The sequence below is a fragment of the Pedobacter africanus genome (genome assembly GCF_040548825.1).
Classification (GTDB): Bacteria; Bacteroidota; Bacteroidia; order Sphingobacteriales; family Sphingobacteriaceae; genus Pedobacter; species Pedobacter africanus_A.
In genome coordinates, this window is record NZ_JBEPSL010000005.1 from 296,264 (window position 1) to 317,033 (window position 20,770).

A 20,770-nucleotide genomic window follows, 5' to 3' on the forward strand; every position below is an offset into this window, starting at 1 on the left:
CTAAAGCGCAAGCTCTTTTTTTGGATCTATCAGCAGGGGAAAAAACCGTCCGGTTATTTTTTCTCCTTTAGGGATGGCAGGGGTACCAGGCATGAGTTCTTTTTCCGTATCGGAGATTGTCCCATCTGCAAACATGTTCAGCACAAATGCCCTTCTTGATCTTTCGGATTTATTCTCATAGGAGCCATGTACCAATAACGGGTGGTGAAAAGTTCCGTAGCCTTTTTTCAGTTCCATGGGTATTGGTTTAAATGCTGCTTTTTGTTCGTCCGTTAAGAACTCCATCAGTCCTTCCATTTCGCCTGCCAATTCCGGTTTATCCAGTAAACCCCATTTATGGCTCTTGGGCACATAATACATACAGCCGTTTTCTGTGGTGGCGTCATCCAATGCTACCCAGCAGGTTAGGTGCTGAAGGGGCACTGTGCGTGTCCAGTAAGAATAATCCTGGTGCCAGGCCACAACACCACCATGTTTTGCCGGCTTACAGAATAGCTGATCGTGCCAGAAACGTACCGCCCTATCGCCCAGTAACTGACTTGCTGCCATTACAAAGGCGGGGTTCCATAAAATGTCGTGAAAAGCAGGTGTGATTCGCCAGGCACCCAGTGCATGGAACAAAACCGACTCCGGATCCGTTGAAGCATTGGAAAAGAATTGATGAAATAAGGTATGATCCGGGAGGTTGGGGTCTGAGATCCTTACCAGGTCCTGATTTAACTGGTCTACCTGCCACTCTTCCAAAAACTTTATACCGCTCAGGTAACCATTTTCTTTAAAAAAACTGACCTGCTCATCGTTGAGACGGTATTGTTCCCATTCATTTTTATTGGCTGGCCATTTGAAAAAGTCTGACACCAGCTGGTGGTATTCAGAAAGATCTTTGAGTTGGTTCGTATTCATCTTTTCTAATTTTAATCCAATTTATTGAGTAGTTATTGCTAAATGCGTATGCTTGTTCAGCAGGCCATTAGTGTACAGTTGTTTGATGAACCGAAACGACCGGTCTTCAAAGGGAAGTTCATAGGGTAAAACTTCTTTACGGACAATTTTTAGCTTGGATATAGCGTCAATTTCCTGCTGCACTCCCTTAAAAAAGGTCTGGCACCATTTTAACGGCAAAGCCAGGGGATCTGCTTTGAGCCAGTCGGCCAAAATTTTACCGGCTTCCGCTGTGTCTCCCGATTGCTTCAGGAGCAAAATGCTTAAAAAATCCGTAGATCCGTATGGTGTATGACCATGGTGTTTTCTGTAGTCCATTATTTTAAGGGTAAGTGCCTGCCTTTCTATAATGTTGCCTTGTTCCATGCAAATAAGTTCCATGTAATCTTCAAGGCGCTCATCCACATGATGGGGCTTGCCAATACCCATATTTTCGGGCCATGTTCTGGCTAAGCCAATGTGCGTTATTGCTTTTTCCCGATCGCCCGTTATTATTCCTTTCATTGCCGCCATAAGGTGAGTTTCCCGCCAGCTGTTCCTTCCTTCCGAAGCACCTTCATTAGGAAGTACGGTCATATTGGTCATCAGTGCAATACCCTGCTCCAGGTTTTGGGTATACATAAAGCATCTGGCCAGTTTTAAGCCCAGGTAGTAATTGTCTGGGTGTTGCTTATACCCTTTTTTTGTCACCTGAAGCGCCTGGTTCCAGTCCTCATTTTCCGCGTAATATTTAGAAAGCCCCAATATGGTACGCCATTCGTTGGGGGCCAGTGCTAAAGCCTGTTTTAGGTCTGGCAGGCATCCATCGTGTCCAAGTTCCTTCCTTAAATTAGCCCTTACTATATAAAACGGATAAAAATCCGGCAGTTGCTGGCAGCTGTTTAACAGTGAAAGCGCTTCTTCTTTTCGAAGATTCTGAATGTAGGCCAGGGCCAGGTAATATTTAAACCTCCATTCTTCCTGTTTGGCTACGGCCCAATACAATATGTTTACATCTTCTTCTCGATGAGGGAATACAAAATCAGGGTTTGACGATGCAGCCAGATCTAAGGCTGGTTTTACTTTTTTAACTGCACCTGAAACAGAATAGAGATAGGCTTTCCAAAGATGTACCATTGCGTAATCCGGCGCAGCATCAAGAATTTGAAGTGCATCGTGGTGAAGATTTAAGTTGTAATAGAAAGCTGCGAGCTCGATATAGGTCTCGTAAGGCAGTTCACTTTCAGTAAGCCTGCTTATGGGCAATTGTTTTGCCTGGGCCAGTTCATACTTTGCCAGGTAATTGAGGGGATCGGTGATCAGTAATTCTTTGATCAGATGCATCGATTCTTCATTGGCTCCCTGTAGTTTGTGGACAATTATGCTTAAATATAAAGACTGCAGGTTACCAGGCCAGCACTGTTGCGCTTTTTTTACATAACCGGATGCCCTAGCGGTCTGTCCCTCGCGAATGCTTATTTTGGCCAGTTCAATAAAAGATGCAGCTCTGAATTCAACGGACTGACTGGCAATTGAAAAGCCATCTTTTGCATCAGCCATATTTTGCAGACGGTCGTTCAGGAGTCCATATAAATAGTTTGCTTCAGGATGATAGGTGTCTACAGATAAGGCATCAATAATGAGATGGAGTGCCTCTTCATATTTCATCTGCTTAAAATATAAGCCTGCAAGTCCGCTTAGGGCTTCCATAAAAAATGGGTCTTGCCGCAGGCAAAGCAGGTATTGATCTATAGCGCGATCGAAAAAACGTTGTCTTTCCCACTCTTTTGCCTGTATGCAGCAGGCCTGTACCGATTCTGAATCGTATGCCGGATTTGTTCTTGTTGGACGTTTCAGTGCGGTATGTTGCTCCGGGCCATTGTAAATCATGGTTTCATCCAGAAAAACCTGTACATCTTTTTCCTGCACCGCAAAGGGAAGTGTAAAACTCCAGTTTTCCATTGCCCTCAAATCAATTTTTTCTGCTAAAATTTCCTTTTGGTAGTGTAATACCCTAAAGGTCTGTAACAGCGGTTTGTTGGCGCAAATGTTGATTTTATACTGGCCATTTTGTGAGCTGATGCAAAAGGAAAGTTGCCGGTTACCATAGGTCAATCCACCGGTATTTTTTACAGGAAACCAGTGCTCTTCCCAGGTGTCGTAAGTATAGGGTAAAAAAGAGCGGTGTTTAAAAGGGGTTTTGGAGCTTGCAGCAACACTTTGATTAAAAAGCCGTCCGCTTTGGACTTCGGTATACTGACCATCGGTATCCGTCAGCAAATCTTCCCAGATCATTCCGTAACGCGACAGACCCCATATCCATATTTTCTTTCCCGGTTTCTCATCGTATGAGGCTGAATGTCCTATGCCAAATTGCTGATCATGCCAGTAACAACCCCAGAAATCGCTGTAGGCTCCAAAAACATGATAGGATTTGTATTCTCCGTGGTCATTTTGATTGTAGAAGGATATTTTCCGGTTCTCCTCATCCTCAGGCCAGCTTAATGCTGTTCCGTCATGACCCAAACGTTGTTGTCCGGGGTAAATGTATTCCAGATTTCCCGAGGTTTTTATACCTACATTGTTCCACTGGTAATAAGACTGTGGCATGCAGCTGTTGTTGTGCCACCAGCATTTGGTACTGAAGCAGGCAGCATCTTTGGGCAGGTTGATCTCGACGCGCCATTCGGTGCGTGAAGGCCAGTCGGTAGCCCCAATAAAACAACTTACACTGCCATCCTCGTTTTCCATCATTTTATAGTCGACCGGTGCTGAACAGGAGGGCGTATGGCCAATGATGCCCATATTTATTTCCATACCGCCCGATGTCCAGGGCCCTCTCATCGCAACGTCCCTGAATTTTACGGTATGGTTAAAGTAGATGAATTCTTCGGCCGTCGATTTTTCTATGGCCCCCCATATTTTGCCGCCTACGGCAGGATTGATCCAGATCTTGATGTGCTCATTTTCCATTACAATCATCTCCCAGATCTGATCACAGCTTTTATTGGTATACCCGTCAAATCTGTTGTAGGGATACAGACGACCAAACTCAGGAATAGGACTGGGGTCTGAATAAGGATACGTTTTAAGCGGAACAAGTTCCTTTTTGATACTGGCTTTTTCTATAGTGTTGATGTATTTCATTCGATCTCATGAATTGAGCCGCAACAGACAGTCGGGCCCAACGTATTTATATAATCAAACTTAGGGAACAATAAATTAAGAAACAAGCTAATAAATAAAAAAATGTGTGCGCACACACTAACTTATTTGTTTCAATAATCAATAAAATGTGTTTTATTTGTAATACGCATACATTTTAATATTTCAACATTATAAAGAACATCAGGATAGCATCTATTTATGTTTATCTTCCAAACTAAATAAATACATTTGTTAAATTTTTTGAAGCAATAAGTCCAGGGGGATCCCTTGAAATGTATTGCTTTAAAAAGATTGAACGCTTAAACTAAATACTACAAAATAAACAAGGAGATGAAAAACATCCGTATTAAGGATATTGCTGTCAAAGCAAAAGTATCTGCAGGTACTGTCGACCGGGTATTGCACGACCGGGGGAATGTTTCGGAAAAGGTAAAGGAAAGGATCCTTAAAATCATTGAAGAGATGAATTACGAGCCTAATTTTATGGCACGTGCCCTTGGAACTAAAAAGGAGTATCATTTTGCAGCTTTGATAGGCGATCCAAAATATGATGCATATTGGCTTGACCCCAAATCAGGAATCCAAAAGGCCGCTAAAGAGGCCAGGCAGTATGGAGTTAAGGTAACTTTATTTATGTTCAATCCCTACGATCCGGGTTCATTTGTTAAAAAGGCAGAAGAAGCGAGCCGCAGCAATCCGGACGGAATATTGCTGGCCCCTATGTTTTACCGTGAGGTACTTCCTTTCTTTGAAACCTGGAAAGCACAGGAAATCCCTTTTGTATTGTTCAATACCCAGATTGCAGAATTTGATCCTTTGAGTTATATCGGACAGGATTCCTATCAAAGCGGACAGGTTGCCGGCAAGCTGATCCATTATGGACAGCCAAATCCCCCATCTGTACTTATTGCACACATAGATGAAGAGATCAGTAATTCTGCCCACCTTACCAAGAAAGAACAGGGCTTAAGGAATTACTTCCTTCAAAATAACCTGAACCACCAATATGAGATCATTAAGGCCGAATTGAATCTCCGGAACTATGCGCTCTTTGTTGAACAGCTGGATGCTATATTTGAAAGTAATCCACAACTACAGTTTTGCTTTGTGACCACTTCCAAGGCCTTTGAAATCGCGAGGTATTTTGAACAGAAATTCATCAGCCATATCCGCATCATTGGGTACGATTTAATCCCCCAAAACCTCCACCACCTGAATAAAGGCTCTATTAGCTTTTTAATTAATCAAAACCCGCTTGGGCAGGGCTATTGGGGTATCAATCAGTTGGTTGATCACCTGGTGTTTAAAAAAGAAATCTCGGCTATAAAGTTCCTTCCTCTGGATATTGTGACCAAAGAGAACCTGAATTATTACATAGATGACTCTTTGCTCTACAACCGGTTTTGAGGATAATGTTATAAGTAGGGATTAACAGGAATCTGTACAAGATGATACCCAGCCTTTTTTAATTGCTGAAGTTCCTGCTCGTCAGGCACTTCTTTGAAAATTATACTGGTCAGCACCTGGCTGCTGCATAACCTGAGGCTCACCAGCAGGTCAAATATCCCTTTCTTTAGCTTTAGCTTCAAAAAGCTGAAGTTATTGTTGGTTGCCAAAGTAGTTTCTGCTCCCTTATAATAGAAATTGCTGTTGATTCTCTTAAAGGCAATCAGGCGTAGATTTATTCCCGCTGCCAGCTTCTCAAATTCCCGCTCAGAAACTTTGTAAACGAAGTTTCCTACAGGCTCGTAAGAAAAGCGGTTTTTCCAGACTGTCTGCACAAGCTTGTCGTTAACGGCCGAGAGGAGGTTTGTCACAAACAGCAGTATCGGCATTTTGATTACAGGATCCTGGGGTTCAATGATCATCACACCTTTCCTGGTTACCCGGAGCATTTCATATACCGCCATAAAGGGACGGGGAAAATGGTGGTAGGTTTCCTTACACAAAACGTAATCGAAACTATTGTCTTGAAAAGAAAGTTTTTCCGCGTTTTCTGCGGAAAAACTCTGTATAAAGCCTTCCTGATGTGATATATTCAGGAAATCGCTGTTGAGATCTGTTGCGTGTGCAGTGCTTCCGTTTCCTTTCGAAATGATATAATTTGCGTCCATTCCATACGCATCGCCTACGGTTAGCCAGGATGTACCCGGTTTTTTCAGCAGTGGGTCCAGGCAGGAAAAGATGATGTTCTGCAGCCAGTTGTTAATGGTATTCTCGCCTGCGTCTTTGAATTTTTTAAAAAAAGCTTTTTTGGATTCCTCTGTAGGAAAAAGGTTATTGTACCAGTTTCCGTGTTTATTGTAACTCTCTTCTTGAAACATCTGCTTTTTTTTAGCAAGGTTATAAAAAAACTGCCATTATCCGAAATCAATTGTTCCAAAAAACTCAGGCTGATGAAAATCAGGCCTGGCAGAATGGATATTATTCCATACCAGGTAATGAGGTTGGGACAGGTCGTCTCCGCACTTAAAAAAATTGCCTTTGCACAACATGTTGCTAACTGCATTAATCTGATGAAAACAGAATGCAGTAAAAGGGATGACTAGCACAAGCTCCCAGCAGGCCAGGCCTTCGCTTTCTGCATTTTTAAATGAGCAGCTGTATTTAATTTGTCTGATCACTGCTTCAGCAACATATGCTCTTTCGTTTTTCGTACCAAAGCCCATCAGGCCTGTGCCTGCATTGTTGAATTCGAAATTATAGTATTTGGTCTCCTGGTTAAAACCTATGAAAAATTCTACGCAGCTGTCTTTATAAACCGGGTCATTGATTTTATGATAAAGTGGGATACTAAAAGGCTCCCTTACAAAGTATTTGAGCAGGATGCAGTCCTGTCCATGTGCAATGGAAAAAGCAGCAGTTACCGGTGCTGCATACCCTTTCCAGGGTGAAATCGCAATAGGGTGCCGCTTTAATCCGTTTAGCAGATCAGAGACTTCTGTAAGGTCTGATCTGCTGTTTATGTTTTGAAGAGAGGGAGCCCAAAGTGTCATTTTACTTTTTTGTAGCCTATTTTTTCAAATGGGATATTTCTGAATCCGGGAATCTTTTTCCAGATTACTGCATCTGGCTTTAGCTTGAAATTCTCTGCTGCATAATTTTCAAATCCTGGATCTTCGTTGGTTTCGTAATTGCTGTTGGTAAAAGGCAGCCATTCCTGCTTTCCTTCAACGCGGTTCAGCATTTTTACCAATACATTTCTTGAAAAAGTATCCCGTTTCGGAAGCTCCGGATCGTCTTCAAAATACTTTGAAAGCCATGGGTAACGGGTAGCATATGGCGGCTTTTTATAATTCACGGCTTCCAGTCTTTTTTGAAAAGTGCCGTCCTTTACCAACATGGCTTTTGCCCAGTGTTTCAGGCGGTCGTCTATATGTCCGGCATATTTCGTCTCCACAAAAATGTTGTTGTGGTAGGGATTGTCCCTGCCGCCACCAACAAAGCCGGCTACCGTTCCGGCCTTGTAAAAAACATTGTCGTACACTTCCATTCCGCAGGCCCCGTCGTCGTGATAAACAGCCATCGTTTTGTGGTCCCCGCCAATGTGGTGAAAGTAGTTATAGCGTACAATCTGTCCCTGTTCTGAGGGATTTCGGCCAAAATACAAGGCGCCCATGTCATCTGAATCCATAACCAGGTGATGAAAGTTATTGTATTCTATCAGGTGATTGTTGCCGTGCAGCATTACTCCTGAAGAAGGGGCATTGTAGATGTCGCAATTGGAAATGCTGTTGCCTACACCTGTAATCCAGATACCCGGGCGGTACGATCTTTCGATGCGGTTAAAGTCGTGTATGCTGCAATTTTTGATGTAATTGTTCCCTGGTTCAAGTGTAAGCCTGTTGCCACCACTGATCAGAAAGCCCCCGGAGCCGGTATTGTACACCTCGCAGTTCACAATACCATTGTTTTTCCCTGCTTCGCGATCAAAAGTGGTATGATCGTAAACGTATTGGACCAGGCTGCCTATAGATCTTGACTTGGGCTGCACAGCAAATACACTCAGGCTGTCCGATTCGGCTTCTACACCCTTCCCCATAAAAATGGCAACCATGCCAAGGTTGGTAAACTTGCAGCCATCTATCAGTACTTTTTCGGTTCTTTCCATGGTAATACCTATACCCCTGCTACAAGTAAAGTTTAAGTTTTTTATCGTCACATTACGTACATCATCTATCGCAAGCAGTGGTGTTTCCAGCTCAGATAACTCGAGTTTGCTTAAATTATCCGGTGGCAAAAAGTAGAGCATTCGGCGATCTCTATCTACATAGTACTCTCCCGGTTCGTCAATTTCTTCGGGTATATTGTAAGCGTGCCAGGCCCTCCATGGTTTTCCACTGCCAAATCCATAAGAATGCGGCTTCAAGGTAGTAATGGCCTTTTTAACCGTGTCAATGCCTTTCAGCGGAACCGCATCATCAGCGTAACCCCACATAAAAAAGCCTGCAATCCAGGCGTTATGGGGTTCTTTCCATCTGGAAGGACGGTTGATGTCTTTATAGGTGAATGTTCCTCCGCGGTTGGTAGAGTCCCCCCATCTGGGTATTGATCCTGTATCCAGTACCATGTGGATGGGTACCGTGCCCTTATTTGGCCATCGGGCTATTCTGCCGGGTTCGTCATTCGTGAAAATCTCTAATGCTGCGGGGGCAAAGGGCCTGGTGAAGCCCGTCATGCGTAGTTTTCCGGTGTTTTTAATGCCTGCTTCCCTTAAATCTACCTGTCTGATCCTGTCTCTGAATTCCGGCGAAAAACGCTCCCGGTAGTCCGGATCGCTAACCGGTCTGATGAGCTTTCGCGGAACGATCTTTCCCCCATGTAAAACAGGTTTTTCATTGTTCCAGGCTTTAATGGTTAACGGAACGGCAGAATTCCAGGTTTTGTGCTGTACAATTTCCAGGGTACTGGAAATGGGATATACCCCACCCCGTAAAATAATCTCTATAGGTTTTTTGGTTTTCCCGCTACGGATATTGGCCAGCTTTAATGCCTGTTCTATAGTAGCCAGCGGAGCTTTAATTTCTCCGCTGCCTGTTTTCTTCCCATTTGGCGAAACATATATTTTGTTGGCTTGTTGTGCATAGGTGGGTAGGATACCAATAATTAACAGCAGCAAGCCTGCAAGCCTTTTTTTTATGGCAGTAACAATCATACTCTCTTTTTTATCGTAATTATTGCTTTCTTTTGATAACGATCAGGAACCCTTTTTCTCCTTCAAGGTCAATTTCCTTGTCAAGGTTAATTTTGCGTTCTTCCTGGAAGTCGATGATTGCGGGTATCTCTGTGGTTATCTTATCCGGATTAAGCCCAAGGGCTTTCCAGTTGATATTCAATTTACATTTTTGCGGCTCAGAAGTCCAGTTGGCAAGGGCAATGATTACCTCATCTTTTCCTTTGTATATGGTAGCTTCTGTTTTTTTATTATCTGTTTTCACCGGAACATCATCGTTCCAGAATCCGATCATCTGTTTGCGTTCAATGTGGTAGTCGTCCCAGAATTTCCAGATGTGTTCAGGTGTTTTTGCTTTGAACCAGCCCAATCTGTTGGTGATGCCAAAAACCATTCCCCGCCATGGATTTCCACCTTTGTTCAGCATTTGTGATGACAATCCAAAAGGAACACCGCTGACCTCTATCAGCCAGTAATCGGATGACCTGTTGTAATCCCTGGCTTCACCTACCCATAAATGATCGATATAAGGCAGCATATCCATGTACAGGTTAAGCGATGAAGCCCATTTGGCATATTTGTTATAGTGGTTCCAGGTGTGCATATCAATTTTAGCCCCGGGGCGGTCCCTTTCCAGAATTTTACGGGTTCTTTGCATGGTTTCCCTGTCAAGGGCCAGGTCATCCATATAAATGCCATCAATGTTTAATTCTTTGCACATCCACTCCAGGCCGCCTAAAAAGAAGTTATTCAGCCTCGAATCGGGCCTGGTCAGTACCGCAAGGTCCTGACGACCTTTGTATTTGCCAGAGGTAAAGGTGGCTACCCAACCCGGGATAAAATCCTTCTTAAGGTTTTGACCCAGCCATGGATGTACACCATTTGGATTTACCAGAGTCCTGGTAGCCATACCCGGGCCAGGATAAATGATCTCATCACCCAGGGCACGCATGGTCCAGAGCTCTGGTGCATTTACGCTGATCTCTCTTGTGGTATAATAGATCTTTGTTTTAAATCCTTTTGTATGGCTGCTGTCTATAAAAGCTTTCAGGTCCGGTACATTGTCGTTTGCAAAAGGATAATCCAGGAAGGGATAGATATCCTTTTTGTGGTGTACATTAATGATGTTCGCTCCGTGTTCCTGCGCAAGTTTAATGGTGTTGCTGGTGGTGTCGATATCTGAATGATAATAGCGATCGTTAAACTGTATGTCCTTATTGATGAGTTTAAAAGGAGTTACCAGGAATTCCGCATCAAACTGGTAAGTTTCCCCTTTTTTCAGGATGCGCTTTCCGGAATAAGCCTTTATCATTACACTCTGGTCCTGCTTGTAAATGTCTACCCCTCCTTTGTTTCCATTGCCCCAGGATTCAGGTTCATGGAGCGGGCCAAAAGGATAATACAGGTTAACCAGCTGACGCTGATAGTTTTTTCCTTTAAGTTTTAATTTAAGTCCGCCGTTTACCGCTCCCATCCATACCTCGTCCTGGTGTTTTTCCTTTACGTCCCATTTCCAATGCCAGTCGGCCGGACTAAAGCCGCCCTCCTTATCCAAGCCCATCATATAGGTTGCTTTTTCGGGGCGCATGGGTACCTGCAGCCTGATGTCGTCTATTTCAATATCTTTTGAAGCGGTTACCAGGGCGCTGTACCCTATAAAGCCGTCATAATCTGCACGACCTTTAACAGTAACCGTAATGTCGCCGCCGGTTAATTTTGTTTCCCAGTGGGTAGAACCCGGGAAATGGTCTTCAAATTTCAGGGCATTTGCGCTAAGTGTCAGTTCTTTTCCATTCTGTTCAATAATGAATTTAATGGGGGCTGCGATGATCGGTTCGCCCTTCGGCAGGATCAGTTCGTTATTCTTGTCGAAATAAGTCTGTATATCAAGCGGAAGGCCTTCGTTCGATAGTTGTATGGTCCTGCCCAGAATAGAGATGTGCTTTTGCTCCCGGTCTACCTGTTTGAAGCCATTGGTAATGCCATTATCGAGTGCAACTTTTGTATTTAACCAGGCCAGGCGGGAGAGTTTAGTTTCATCATTGTAACCGTGATTGGCAATGGTGTTCCCGGTTACATTTAAGCTAACCTCTATAACTGTTGCGGGTAGTCCTTCCGGCTTAATCTGGATCTGCCCCCTGTATGTTCCTTTACTGTCTTCGGGAATTGATACCCCAAACCATAGGGGCAAAACATTTTTAGCCCTGAGGAGGAGCGGTTTGGAGAATTTTTCCCCTTTAAATGAAATGCCTCCTGTATTAAAGCAGGTAACATCTTTGATAGATTGGTTTCCGCTTCCGCTTAAAGGGGAGAGGTTTACCTTTATATTGTTTAGTGTAGGTGCGTCAGTATAAACACCTACCTGAAATACGTAATATTCTCCTGGCTGCGCGGTGCCTTTAAAGGAGCTCATCTCGGCTGCCGAATAGCGTGTCCATTTTTCTGGCAGACTGTCCAGCAGTCTGATCGGGTTTTCCCGACTTTCGGGGAATGTGAAGTATTTTTTATTTGGGAACCTCTTTATGAAAGACTTTACATCTGCTGGTTTTGCTGGTTTAGACATGATTGTAGGGTTCAGTCCGATGTAACCCGTCAGTTTCGTTTCCCGGATGGCATCTACATCGATGGGATGCAGGAGCTTGTCTTTGTTTTGTCCGTAAACAAGGCTTGCAATGAGCATCAGCGAAGAGAAGAATAATTTTTTCATAATGTTTTGGTTGATAAAAACAAATGGAACGGTTTATAGTTGGTTGTGGCAATTGGGGCCTTTTCTGGTTTAAATTCATCAGCTGACTTAGCGTCTGCATGGCTGTAAAACAAAAAACGCTGTAGCCCAAACATAGCAACAAAAAGTGGTTAATAAAAAATAATTTCAAAATTGTGTTCGCACACATTAATATTTTATTATGTTTGTGTAAGCAAGATGGGATAATTCTGTGTTCGCACACTTAGCTTGATTTTGGCTTGCTTAACATTGGCTGCGCAATTTAACCGTAGCGCAGATGACCAGAACCAAATAGAATCTTATAAACCTAATTCCTGATGTATGACAAAACTCAAACTACGAAATTGCGGCTTTTTAAACCTGAGAGTTGCAAAAATGATGCTTGCTGCTGTTTTTACAGTTTTACTGGTCTCTGCTGGTAAGGCTATGGCAGTCGAAGCCTCGCATGCGCCAATTACCATTACTGGTAAGGTGCTGGATGAGAAAGGCGAAACCATTATTGGTGCCAGTATCAAAAGTTCGGCCGGTGGTGGAGCAGTTACAGATGGCAACGGAAATTTCTCCCTAAGCACAGAGCCTAATGCTACACTTACCGTAAGTTACCTGGGGTATGTTTCTCAGGAAATTAAAATAAACGGACGTACCAAAATAAACGTTACCCTTGTTCCCTCCCCCAATCAATTGAATGATGTGGTGGTTGTAGGTTATGGTACGCAGAAAAGGAAGGATGTAACAGGAGCTATTGCTACGGTTAAGTTGGAAGGAGGGCCCAAAGAGTCTGTGCCTTTAATTAATCCCCTGGAGGCTATCCAGGGAACTCCAGGTATAAACGTGGGCCCCTCTACCACAGCGGGGGCTACACCTAATATCGTGGTGCGGGGGCAGAATTCTATTAGTGCCAGTTCAAATCCTTTAATTGTATTGGATGGGGTTATTTTCAATGGGGACCTGAACCAGATTAACATGAACGACGTTTCCAGCTTTGATATTTTAAAAGATGCAAGTTCTGCAGCTATTTATGGGTCACGTTCACAAAATGGAGTCATCCTGATTACCACAAAACGAGGTAAAAGTGAAAAGCCGCAAATCAATTTTAATACTTATTATGGAACCCAAAGCTGGACGCGGGTTCCGCAAATGCGTAACGGTGAGCAATACATCCAATGGAGGACCGATCTGGCAAAAGCGAGAGGTACTAATCCTGCTAACGTTGCAGCTGTAATTGGAGCTGCACCATTAGAGTTACAGGCGTACAATGCAGGGTATACCACTAACTGGATAAAAGATATACAGCAGGATGCCCCGGTCCAAAACTATGATGTTAGTATTTCCGGAAGAACGGATAATGTAAATTATTATTTTTCTGCCGGTTACATCAAGCAAAAAGGGGTTTTAGCTAACGACAATTACAGTAAGCCAAATTTGACCCTTAAGGTTGAGAACACCATTAATAGCTGGCTTTCTTATGGTATTAATGGCTATTATTCGTCACGTGATTATTCGGGTATACCTGCCGATTTATACATGGCTACCTATTTATCTCCTTATAGTTACAAATACGTGGAGGGGACAAACAATACTTTGCTGCAGCGTTTCCCACAAGGGAATGGCTCAAATTTTAACCCATATTGGGGAAATGCGGGCAGTAAGGTTTTGGGTTCAATTGATGATAATGTTGAAAAATATAACAGCATTAGGGGTACTGGCTTTATTAATGTGAAATTTCCTTTTGTAAAAGGCTTGTCTTACCGCTTAAGTATTAACGGCGAAAGATCAGGAAGCAATATCGCTAATTTTCATCATGAATCGGGCGAGGTAAATACTTTATTGCCAGGTAATATCGCCAATCCATCTCAATTTTTAGCCAATGCTTATGGCAACAAACAAAATGGTACTACAATTACTTATTTGTTTGATAACCTGTTAACTTACGATCGTCAATTTGGCGATCATCATGTTGATGCGCTAATTGGCTATACCCGTGATAACAGTAAAACAGAAGAACTTAGTGCTACAGGAACCGATTACGCATCTTTCGGATCCTCGGTTTTAGGTATTTACGGATTAAATAATGCAACCACGCAAAGGTCCAACAGTACCTTCAGCGAGTTTGCCAACATAGGTTACATTGGCCGGTTAAATTATAATTATAAAAGCAGGTATTTTGCCACCTTCAATTTCCGCAGAGATGGTTACTCCGCATTTGCCGAGGGAGGGAAATTTGGGAACTTTCCTGGTGCATCAATTGCCTGGGCGATGAGTGAAGAAGGGTTTATGAAAAATGTTACTGCGATCAATAATTTAAAAATCAGGGCATCCTATGGCAATACCGGTAATCAGGGGATCCCTCCGTATAAAACGCAGGCAACCGTTGGTTCAGCTGTCGGTACCAGCGGCTATCCAAATCCGGGATATGTGGTATTTGGCCCGACGTCTTTCCAATATACATTCCCATCTCAATTGGGAAATAAAAACCTGACCTGGGAAAAAACATCGGCATTTAACCTGGGGCTTGATTTTAGTCTCTTAAATAATCGCTTATGGGGCTCAATTGAGGCTTATAAAAGTTCTACAAAAGATCAGCTGATCACGCGTTTAATTCCGAATATTACCGGTTATGACGTTGTTCAGGCCAATCTGGGACAGGTGGATAATAAGGGTATTGAAGTTACCCTGAATTCAATTAACCTTAAAACAGAAAAAGGACTTAAGTGGGAAAGCGGATTCGCCTTCTGGATGAACAGAAATAAACTGGTTCACTTAAATTATAAAATAAATCCTTTGACCGGGAGAGAAGATGACGATACGGGTAATGGCTTGTTTATTGGAAAATCATTAGGAGCCATATTTGACTATACTTTTGATGGAATAGTTCAAGCCTCTGACGCAGCCTATATTTCTGCCAATGGTGGAGTGGCGGGGGATGTTAAATTCAAGGATATCAGCGGGCCAAATGGAACGCCGGATGGAAAAATAACCCAGGCCGACCGCTCTATCATCGGTTATGGAAAAGAGAATTTTAACATGAACCTTTCTAATACTTTCACCTATAAAAATTTCCAGCTGTTTTTTAGCTTAAATGGGATATTTGGAGGCGGAAAAGATAATTTCTTTATGTCAACCAATTTGAGAGGACTGAATCCAGGCGCTGTTACCATAGGCAACTGGCTAAACCTGCCTTACTGGACACCCGAGAATCCGGGAAATGAATATCCAAGACCAAACTATGGCAATCCACTTAGTTATGGCTTTTACCAATCCAGAACTTTTGTAAGGCTGCAAAATGCCTCGCTAAGCTATCTTTTTCCTAAAAATATTACAGATAAGTTAAAGATTGCGAACCTTAAAGCTTATGTAAGTGGTACCAATTTGTTTACCATTACTGGCTGGACAGGTCTTGATCCTGCAAACGGTGGACAAATAGGAGGCAATGGTGGGTCGTCAAATTCGGCGGTAAATAAATCACAACCTATCATGCGTGCTGTCTCATTTGGTTTAAATGTTGGCTTTTAATTTTTTAAATATGAAAAAGTATAAAAATATAATACTGGCAAGTGTAGGACTCGTGTTGTTAACCATATCTTCCTGTAAAAATGACAGAGATTTTTTGGAGGAAAATCAGAAGGCCCTTGACGAATCCAACTCTTTATTAAATCCTGCACAGTTTTCTGTAATGAGTGCATCTATGTATCATTATGTACAGTTGTTCTATTGTTCAGCAGACCAAACGAAAGATGCCTGGATATTAGGCCTGGGTACCGATGTGTTCTTTGACCCTCGCGACGCCACTTCGAAATATAACAATTGGAGCATAGTTAACGGAACAGATAATTTTTCAGGTGATTGGTGGAGCTGGCAATACACACTTATTAAAGTAGCAAATACTTTGATTGCCGGAGCAGCTAACCCGGCGGTTGTTTGGCCAAGTGAAACTGCAAAAAATGCCGCCATTGCTGAGGCCCGCTATTTTAGGGGCTTTGCTTACCGTAACCTTGCCAATGCATTTGGTGGCGTACCTATTGTTGACGCACCTGTTACTGAAGCTAAAGTTGATTATGTGCGCAACACACGTGAGGAAGTATACAGCTTTGCAAAGGCCGATCTAACTTACGCTGCAGCCAACCTCCCTTTAACAACAACGCAGCCGGGCAGGGTGGTGAGAGCGGCAGCCGACCATATACTGGCTGAAGTTAACATCAGTTTAAAAGATTATGATGGTGCTATTGCAGCTGCTACCCGTGTTATTGATGGTACAGATGGTAATTATGCTTTAGTAAAAGCCCGCTTTGGTGCCCGCGCAGCTGAGGCCGATAAAAACTATTATTACGACTTATTTGTAATGGGCAACCAAAACACACAAGCAGGTAATAATGAAAGCATATGGAATGCGCAATTTGCGGTTACCGCAACTGGAGGGCCGGTATTGGGAGGCGTACCAGGTACGATAACAAGGCCCCTCATCGAACGAATGATGTGGTGCCAGTATTGGGGTGCAGCCAAATTGGGTTATCCGGGAACGCCAACTGATTCAAGTGGCAGGGGAGTTGGTTTTGTAAGGCCCACTAACTATGCCAACTATAACATCTGGAAAAATTCCGGAGCCGACATGAGGAATAATGAGGTTAACATTAAACGTAAATACTATTTTGGCGCAGATATCAAAGACGCAAATGGTGTTGTCATCTTTAAAAAGAAAGACCTTATCCCTAAATCTTACCTGACAACGCGTGAAGATACCATGCTTTTTGTGTATCCAAACTGGGCTAAGTTTGGCACCGATAAACACATCAATGCAGTGCCAGATAATGGATATGTAAGGAATTTCTACGTCATCCGTTTACCTGAAACCTATTTTTTAAGAGCTGAAGCTTATTTAAATAAAGGCCGTAGTGATTTAGCCGCAAATGACCTGAACATTGTCAGGGGACGCGCTAATGCGACACCTGTAGCAGCTGGTGATGTTAACATGGACTACATTTTAGATGAACGTGCGCGTGAGTTATTTGGCGAAGAATTCAGGATGCTGACCCTCACCCGTCTGGGTTTGGTTTACGATCGTACCAAACGGTTTGGTTCACCGGAATCAGCAGCATCTGTTCAGCAGTTCAACAATTTAATGCCAATTCCGCAAACCGCAATTGACAGAAATGTAGGCGCAACGCTGGCGCAAAATCCTGGTTACAATTAGAGACCAATAGGCTTATCATCAAGTTTTTCATACACACAATTGGTGCCGTGCAGAGAATTTATTCTCTGCACGTTTTTACCTTATCAACTACTCATGAGGTTAACTAAAATTATATTACTCTTCTTTATTGTCCTGCCATTTTTTAATACCAGGGCACAGGAAAAAAGCGGCTATATTCCTTTAACCCAGAAAGAAAGACAAAAAGTGGAACTTCTGCTCAGCAAGATGAGCCTGGAAGAAAAGGCACATCAGCTGGCTTCATTTTATCCCAATGCCAATAAAAGGTTAAATATCCCGCACATGCAGGCGGGCGAATGTCTGCACGGCGTAGTTGCCGCAGGAACCACTTCCTTCCCACAGGCCATTTCTATGGCCAGTTCCTGGGATCCGGAACTGATAGAACGTATCGCTACTGTAATTGCAAAAGAAGCCCGGGCACTGGGTATCCACCACTGCTATACACCCATGTTGGGGGTATTGCGCGATGCCCGTTGGGGACGTTTTGAGGAGGGATATGCCGAGGACGCCTACCTGGTCAGCAAAATAGGTGCGGCTTTTATCAACGGCCTGCAGGGGCGGGGGAAAGAGCGTTTCAGTAAAGACCGTGTAGTCGCTACGGCCAAACATTTTGTGGCCGACAGCGAGCCTTTACTGGGGGCAAACGGTGCTGCGGTCGAGATTTCCCTGCGCAGCCTGCACGAGATCCACCTGCCGCCATTTCGCGCTGCTGTGGAAGAAGCAAATGTAGGTTCGGTGATGCCAGCGCACCATACCTTAAATGGAGTGCCATGTCACATCAACACCTATACCTTAAATGAGGTGTTCAGAAAAGAATATGGCTTTGATGGCCTGGGTGTTTCTGATAATAATGACTTGCGTTGGGTACAGGATCGCCTTTTTGCCACCGAAACCCGTGAAGAGACCATCCGCAAGGCGCTGGAAGCCGGCGTACATACGGAATTGGCCTTTAAGCAAACCTGGGCTGATAAAAGAATGTACGGTCCGCCGTTGGTAACCGCCGTGAAAAGCGGAAAGGTTCCAGTGAAACTGCTGGACGAGGCCGTAAGAAAAGTACTTGAATTTAAAATCGCCCTGCGCCTCGATGAAGAAGAAAATCCCCTGGGCAAGGAAATGACCGAATTGCAAAAAGGAACCAAAGATGCCGATGTAAATGCCGATGTGTTCTTCTCACAGATCGATGGCTCATTGTCCAGTCCAAGGTCAAACTACAAATCCATACTCAACAATCCTGCACATGACGCCCTGGCGCTTGAAGCAGCACGTAAAAGCATCATCCTGTTGAAAAACGGGAATAATCTGCTGCCTTTCAGAAAAGATCAGTTCAAAAAAATTGCCGTAATAGGGCCCAATGCCGATACCATCCGATTAGGAACTTATTCTACGCAGCAACCCAAACATTTCATTACAGTTAAACAGGGCATTGAAGTCGCGGTAGGCAAAAACACCAGGGTCCTGTACTCAAAAGGTACCGACATACAGCGCCCTGATTCCCGGCACATTGCCCAGGCAGTAAAGATAGCGGAGGAGGCCGATGCATGCATCCTGGTACTGGGTGATGACGATAAAACGGTAATGGAAAACGTAGACCGGGATGATATTGCCCTGCCCGGCGAACAGGATAAACTGATGCAGGCCATCGTAGCTACCGGAAAACCTGTAGTGCTGGTTTTATTGCATGGCCGTCCGGCAGCCATACAATGGGCCAGAGACCATGTCCCAGCCATCTTAGACGGTTGGTTTCTGGGCCAGGAAACGGGGAAAGTTGTTGCTGAAGCTATTTTTGGGGACATCAATCCATCCGGAAAACTAACCGTTACCTACCCAAGAAATGTAGGGCAGGTCCCCGCATTTTACAATACCTTAATCCCTGGCCGGCCCAGGATGATGTGGGGAACCACCGAAGGGGCTACCTATCCTTTCGGTTATGGTATAAGCTATACCCAATTCAAATATTCGGAACCGAAACTTTCAAAAAATATCATGAACGATAAAGAGACCGTTTTTGCAGAAGTTGAGGTAAGCAATACAGGTAAAATGGCCGGGGATGAAATTGTTCAGCTTTACATACGTGACGATATTTCTTCCCTGGCCCGTCCCATTAAAGAGCTCAAAGGCTTCAAACGCATCAGCCTGAAACCAGGAGAAACACAAAAGGTTGCCCTGCCCATCAACTCACGTGCGCTCGAGTTCTGGAAAGATGGCCGTTGGGTAACTGAACCCGGGAGCTTTACCATAATGATGGGCCCCAATTCTGAAGCGCTCAAATCTGTTAAACTTCAACTGACCAAATGATGTACAGACGCCGTTTTTTATCTCTTGTACCACCTGCAGCCTTAATGGGACTAAATTTTAATGCCAGGGCCACTCCTGTGCCGGTTAAACAGCAGGGAGAAAATGATGTAATGGGTAGCAATGCAGAAAGCAGGGAATACTGGGTCTCGGTAATCACCAAAATAGCCAATCCTGTGCTGCAAAACCTGAGTAGGGCAACCCTTAAGAAAAATATGCCGGTTGAAGTTAACCCCACCAGTACTTACGACCGAAGCAAAGTAACTCATCTGGAGGCCTTCGGTCGTTTGATGGCAGGAATGGCCCCCTGGCTGGAACTGGGGCCTGATCAGACTGAGGAGGGACGCTTAAGGGAAAAATACATCCAGCTGGCGCGTAAAAGTCTTGCCAATGCGGTAGACCCGGCCTCGCCCGACTTTATGCAATTCAGCTCACAAAAGTATGAACAGGCATTGGTCGACGCCTCATTTTTAGCACATGCACTGATCAGGGCGCCCAAGCAACTCTGGGAACCCCTTGATCTTAAAACAAAAGCCAACGTGATCAAGGCCCTTAAAGCTACACGGAGCATAAAGCCCACCTATAACAACTGGTTACTTTTTATGGGCATGATAGAAGCCTTTTTAATCAGTATAGAGGAAGAGGGCGATATTGTGCGCGTAGACTATGCCATCAGGAAGCTCGAAGAGTGGTATAAAGGCGATGGTATATATGGCGATGGACCAAAGTTTCATTTTGATTACTACAACAGCTTCGTGATACACCCTATGCTACTCGATATTGTAAAAATATTGGTCGATAAAGGGCTTGAAAAAGCAGAAGTTTACGATACAGTATTAAAGCGGGCCCTGCGCTATGCTGATATTCAGGAACGCAGCATTTCACCTGAAGGGACATTTCCACCCATCGGAAGGTCGCTCGTTTACCGTTTTGGTGCCCTGCAGGCACTTGGCCAAATTGCGCTGCTGTCCAAACTGCCATCAAATATTCAGCCTGCACAGGTGCGGGGTGCGATGTCGCTGGTTATTAAACGTATGATCGAAGCACCAGGGACATTCGATAAGAACGGCTGGCTTACCATCGGCTTTTGCGGCCATCAGATCGATGTGGGTGAGTATTACATGTCTACCGGAAGTTTATACTTATGCACAGTAGGCTTGTTGCCTCTTGGCCTGCCAGCTGGTGATATGTTCTGGAAAGGCAAACCGGCCGACTGGACTTCCAAAAAATTATGGGGAGGTATAAATATGCCTGCCGACCATTCGATTCCATAAAACCTCTAAAT

The 20,770-nt window shown here is 43.9% G+C and carries 11 protein-coding genes; 5 read left to right on the plus strand and 6 right to left on the minus strand.

Features of this window, described 5'->3' with window-relative positions:
• Together ABIE26_RS23065 and ABIE26_RS23070 are read right to left on the minus strand one after the other, a co-directional pair.
• Positions 1-903, minus strand: coding sequence for a phytanoyl-CoA dioxygenase family protein (locus ABIE26_RS23065; protein ID WP_310145910.1), 903 nt, complete (start codon positions 901-903; stop codon positions 1-3).
• A gap of 21 nt (positions 904-924) precedes the next feature.
• Complete coding sequence (locus ABIE26_RS23070) at positions 925-4,068, minus strand: DUF5107 domain-containing protein (RefSeq protein WP_310145909.1); 3,144 nt, start codon at positions 4,066-4,068, stop codon at positions 925-927.
• 351 nt (positions 4,069-4,419) lie between these two features.
• Between ABIE26_RS23070 and ABIE26_RS23075 the strand changes: the two genes are divergently transcribed.
• Positions 4,420-5,496 (plus strand): substrate-binding domain-containing protein, encoded by a 1,077-nt coding sequence (locus tag ABIE26_RS23075; protein ID WP_310145908.1) that lies wholly within the window; start codon positions 4,420-4,422, stop codon positions 5,494-5,496.
• An 8-nt stretch (positions 5,497-5,504) separates the two neighbouring features.
• On the opposite strand, the gene ABIE26_RS23080 is transcribed toward ABIE26_RS23075, so the two are convergent.
• Genes ABIE26_RS23080 through ABIE26_RS23095 form a run of 4 tightly spaced genes read right to left on the minus strand, consistent with a single transcriptional unit; the run spans position 5,505 to position 11,969 of the window.
• Positions 5,505-6,413: a class I SAM-dependent methyltransferase gene (locus ABIE26_RS23080; protein WP_310145907.1), complete on the minus strand. Its 909-nt coding sequence runs from the start codon at positions 6,411-6,413 to the stop codon at positions 5,505-5,507.
• 36 nt (positions 6,414-6,449) lie between these two features.
• Entirely contained in the window at positions 6,450-7,085 is a 636-nt protein-coding gene (locus tag ABIE26_RS23085; RefSeq protein ID WP_310145905.1) for a carbohydrate-binding family 9-like protein, read from the minus strand.
• Positions 7,082-9,244: a right-handed parallel beta-helix repeat-containing protein gene (locus tag ABIE26_RS23090; protein WP_310145904.1), complete on the minus strand. Its 2,163-nt coding sequence runs from the start codon at positions 9,242-9,244 to the stop codon at positions 7,082-7,084. The genes ABIE26_RS23085 and ABIE26_RS23090 overlap by 4 nt, the downstream gene beginning before the upstream one ends.
• 19 nt (positions 9,245-9,263) lie before the next feature.
• Positions 9,264-11,969 carry a glycoside hydrolase domain-containing protein gene (locus ABIE26_RS23095; protein WP_310145903.1) on the minus strand — a complete coding sequence of 902 codons (2,706 nt, stop codon included), beginning with the start codon at positions 11,967-11,969 and terminating at the stop codon, positions 9,264-9,266.
• Positions 11,970-12,308: 339 nt separating this feature from the next.
• Here ABIE26_RS23095 and ABIE26_RS23100 point away from each other — a divergent pair, with 339 nt between their 5' ends.
• The 4 genes from ABIE26_RS23100 to ABIE26_RS23115 all read left to right on the plus strand — a co-directional run bounded on the left by ABIE26_RS23100 (position 12,309) and on the right by ABIE26_RS23115 (position 20,759).
• A complete protein-coding gene (locus tag ABIE26_RS23100) occupies positions 12,309-15,500 on the plus strand; it encodes a SusC/RagA family TonB-linked outer membrane protein (RefSeq protein WP_310145901.1) in 3,192 nt (1,063 codons plus the stop codon).
• A gap of 10 nt (positions 15,501-15,510) precedes the next feature.
• A complete protein-coding gene (locus tag ABIE26_RS23105; RefSeq protein WP_310145899.1) occupies positions 15,511-17,175 on the plus strand; it encodes a RagB/SusD family nutrient uptake outer membrane protein in 1,665 nt (554 codons plus the stop codon).
• Between the two features lie 93 nt (positions 17,176-17,268).
• Positions 17,269-19,488 (plus strand): glycoside hydrolase family 3 N-terminal domain-containing protein, encoded by a 2,220-nt coding sequence (locus tag ABIE26_RS23110; RefSeq protein ID WP_310145898.1) that lies wholly within the window; start codon positions 17,269-17,271, stop codon positions 19,486-19,488.
• On the plus strand, positions 19,485-20,759 hold the full coding sequence (locus ABIE26_RS23115) for a DUF2264 domain-containing protein (RefSeq protein WP_310145897.1): 1,275 nt from the start codon (positions 19,485-19,487) through the stop codon (positions 20,757-20,759). Before ABIE26_RS23110 ends, ABIE26_RS23115 begins: the two co-directional genes overlap by 4 nt.
• Positions 20,760-20,770 lie beyond the last annotated feature (11 nt).

Coding starts and splice junctions, on each gene's coding strand:
- ABIE26_RS23065 (WP_310145910.1), bottom strand. CDS start 903: ATGAATACGAACCAACTCAAAGATCTTTCTGAATACCACCAGCTGGTG.
- ABIE26_RS23070 (WP_310145909.1), bottom strand. CDS start 4,068: ATGAAATACATCAACACTATAGAAAAAGCCAGTATCAAAAAGGAACTT.
- ABIE26_RS23075 (WP_310145908.1), top strand. CDS start 4,420: ATGAAAAACATCCGTATTAAGGATATTGCTGTCAAAGCAAAAGTATCT.
- ABIE26_RS23080 (WP_310145907.1), bottom strand. CDS start 6,413: ATGTTTCAAGAAGAGAGTTACAATAAACACGGAAACTGGTACAATAAC.
- ABIE26_RS23085 (WP_310145905.1), bottom strand. CDS start 7,085: ATGACACTTTGGGCTCCCTCTCTTCAAAACATAAACAGCAGATCAGAC.
- ABIE26_RS23090 (WP_310145904.1), bottom strand. CDS start 9,244: ATGATTGTTACTGCCATAAAAAAAAGGCTTGCAGGCTTGCTGCTGTTA.
- ABIE26_RS23095 (WP_310145903.1), bottom strand. CDS start 11,969: ATGAAAAAATTATTCTTCTCTTCGCTGATGCTCATTGCAAGCCTTGTT.
- ABIE26_RS23100 (WP_310145901.1), top strand. CDS start 12,309: ATGACAAAACTCAAACTACGAAATTGCGGCTTTTTAAACCTGAGAGTT.
- ABIE26_RS23105 (WP_310145899.1), top strand. CDS start 15,511: ATGAAAAAGTATAAAAATATAATACTGGCAAGTGTAGGACTCGTGTTG.
- ABIE26_RS23110 (WP_310145898.1), top strand. CDS start 17,269: ATGAGGTTAACTAAAATTATATTACTCTTCTTTATTGTCCTGCCATTT.
- ABIE26_RS23115 (WP_310145897.1), top strand. CDS start 19,485: ATGATGTACAGACGCCGTTTTTTATCTCTTGTACCACCTGCAGCCTTA.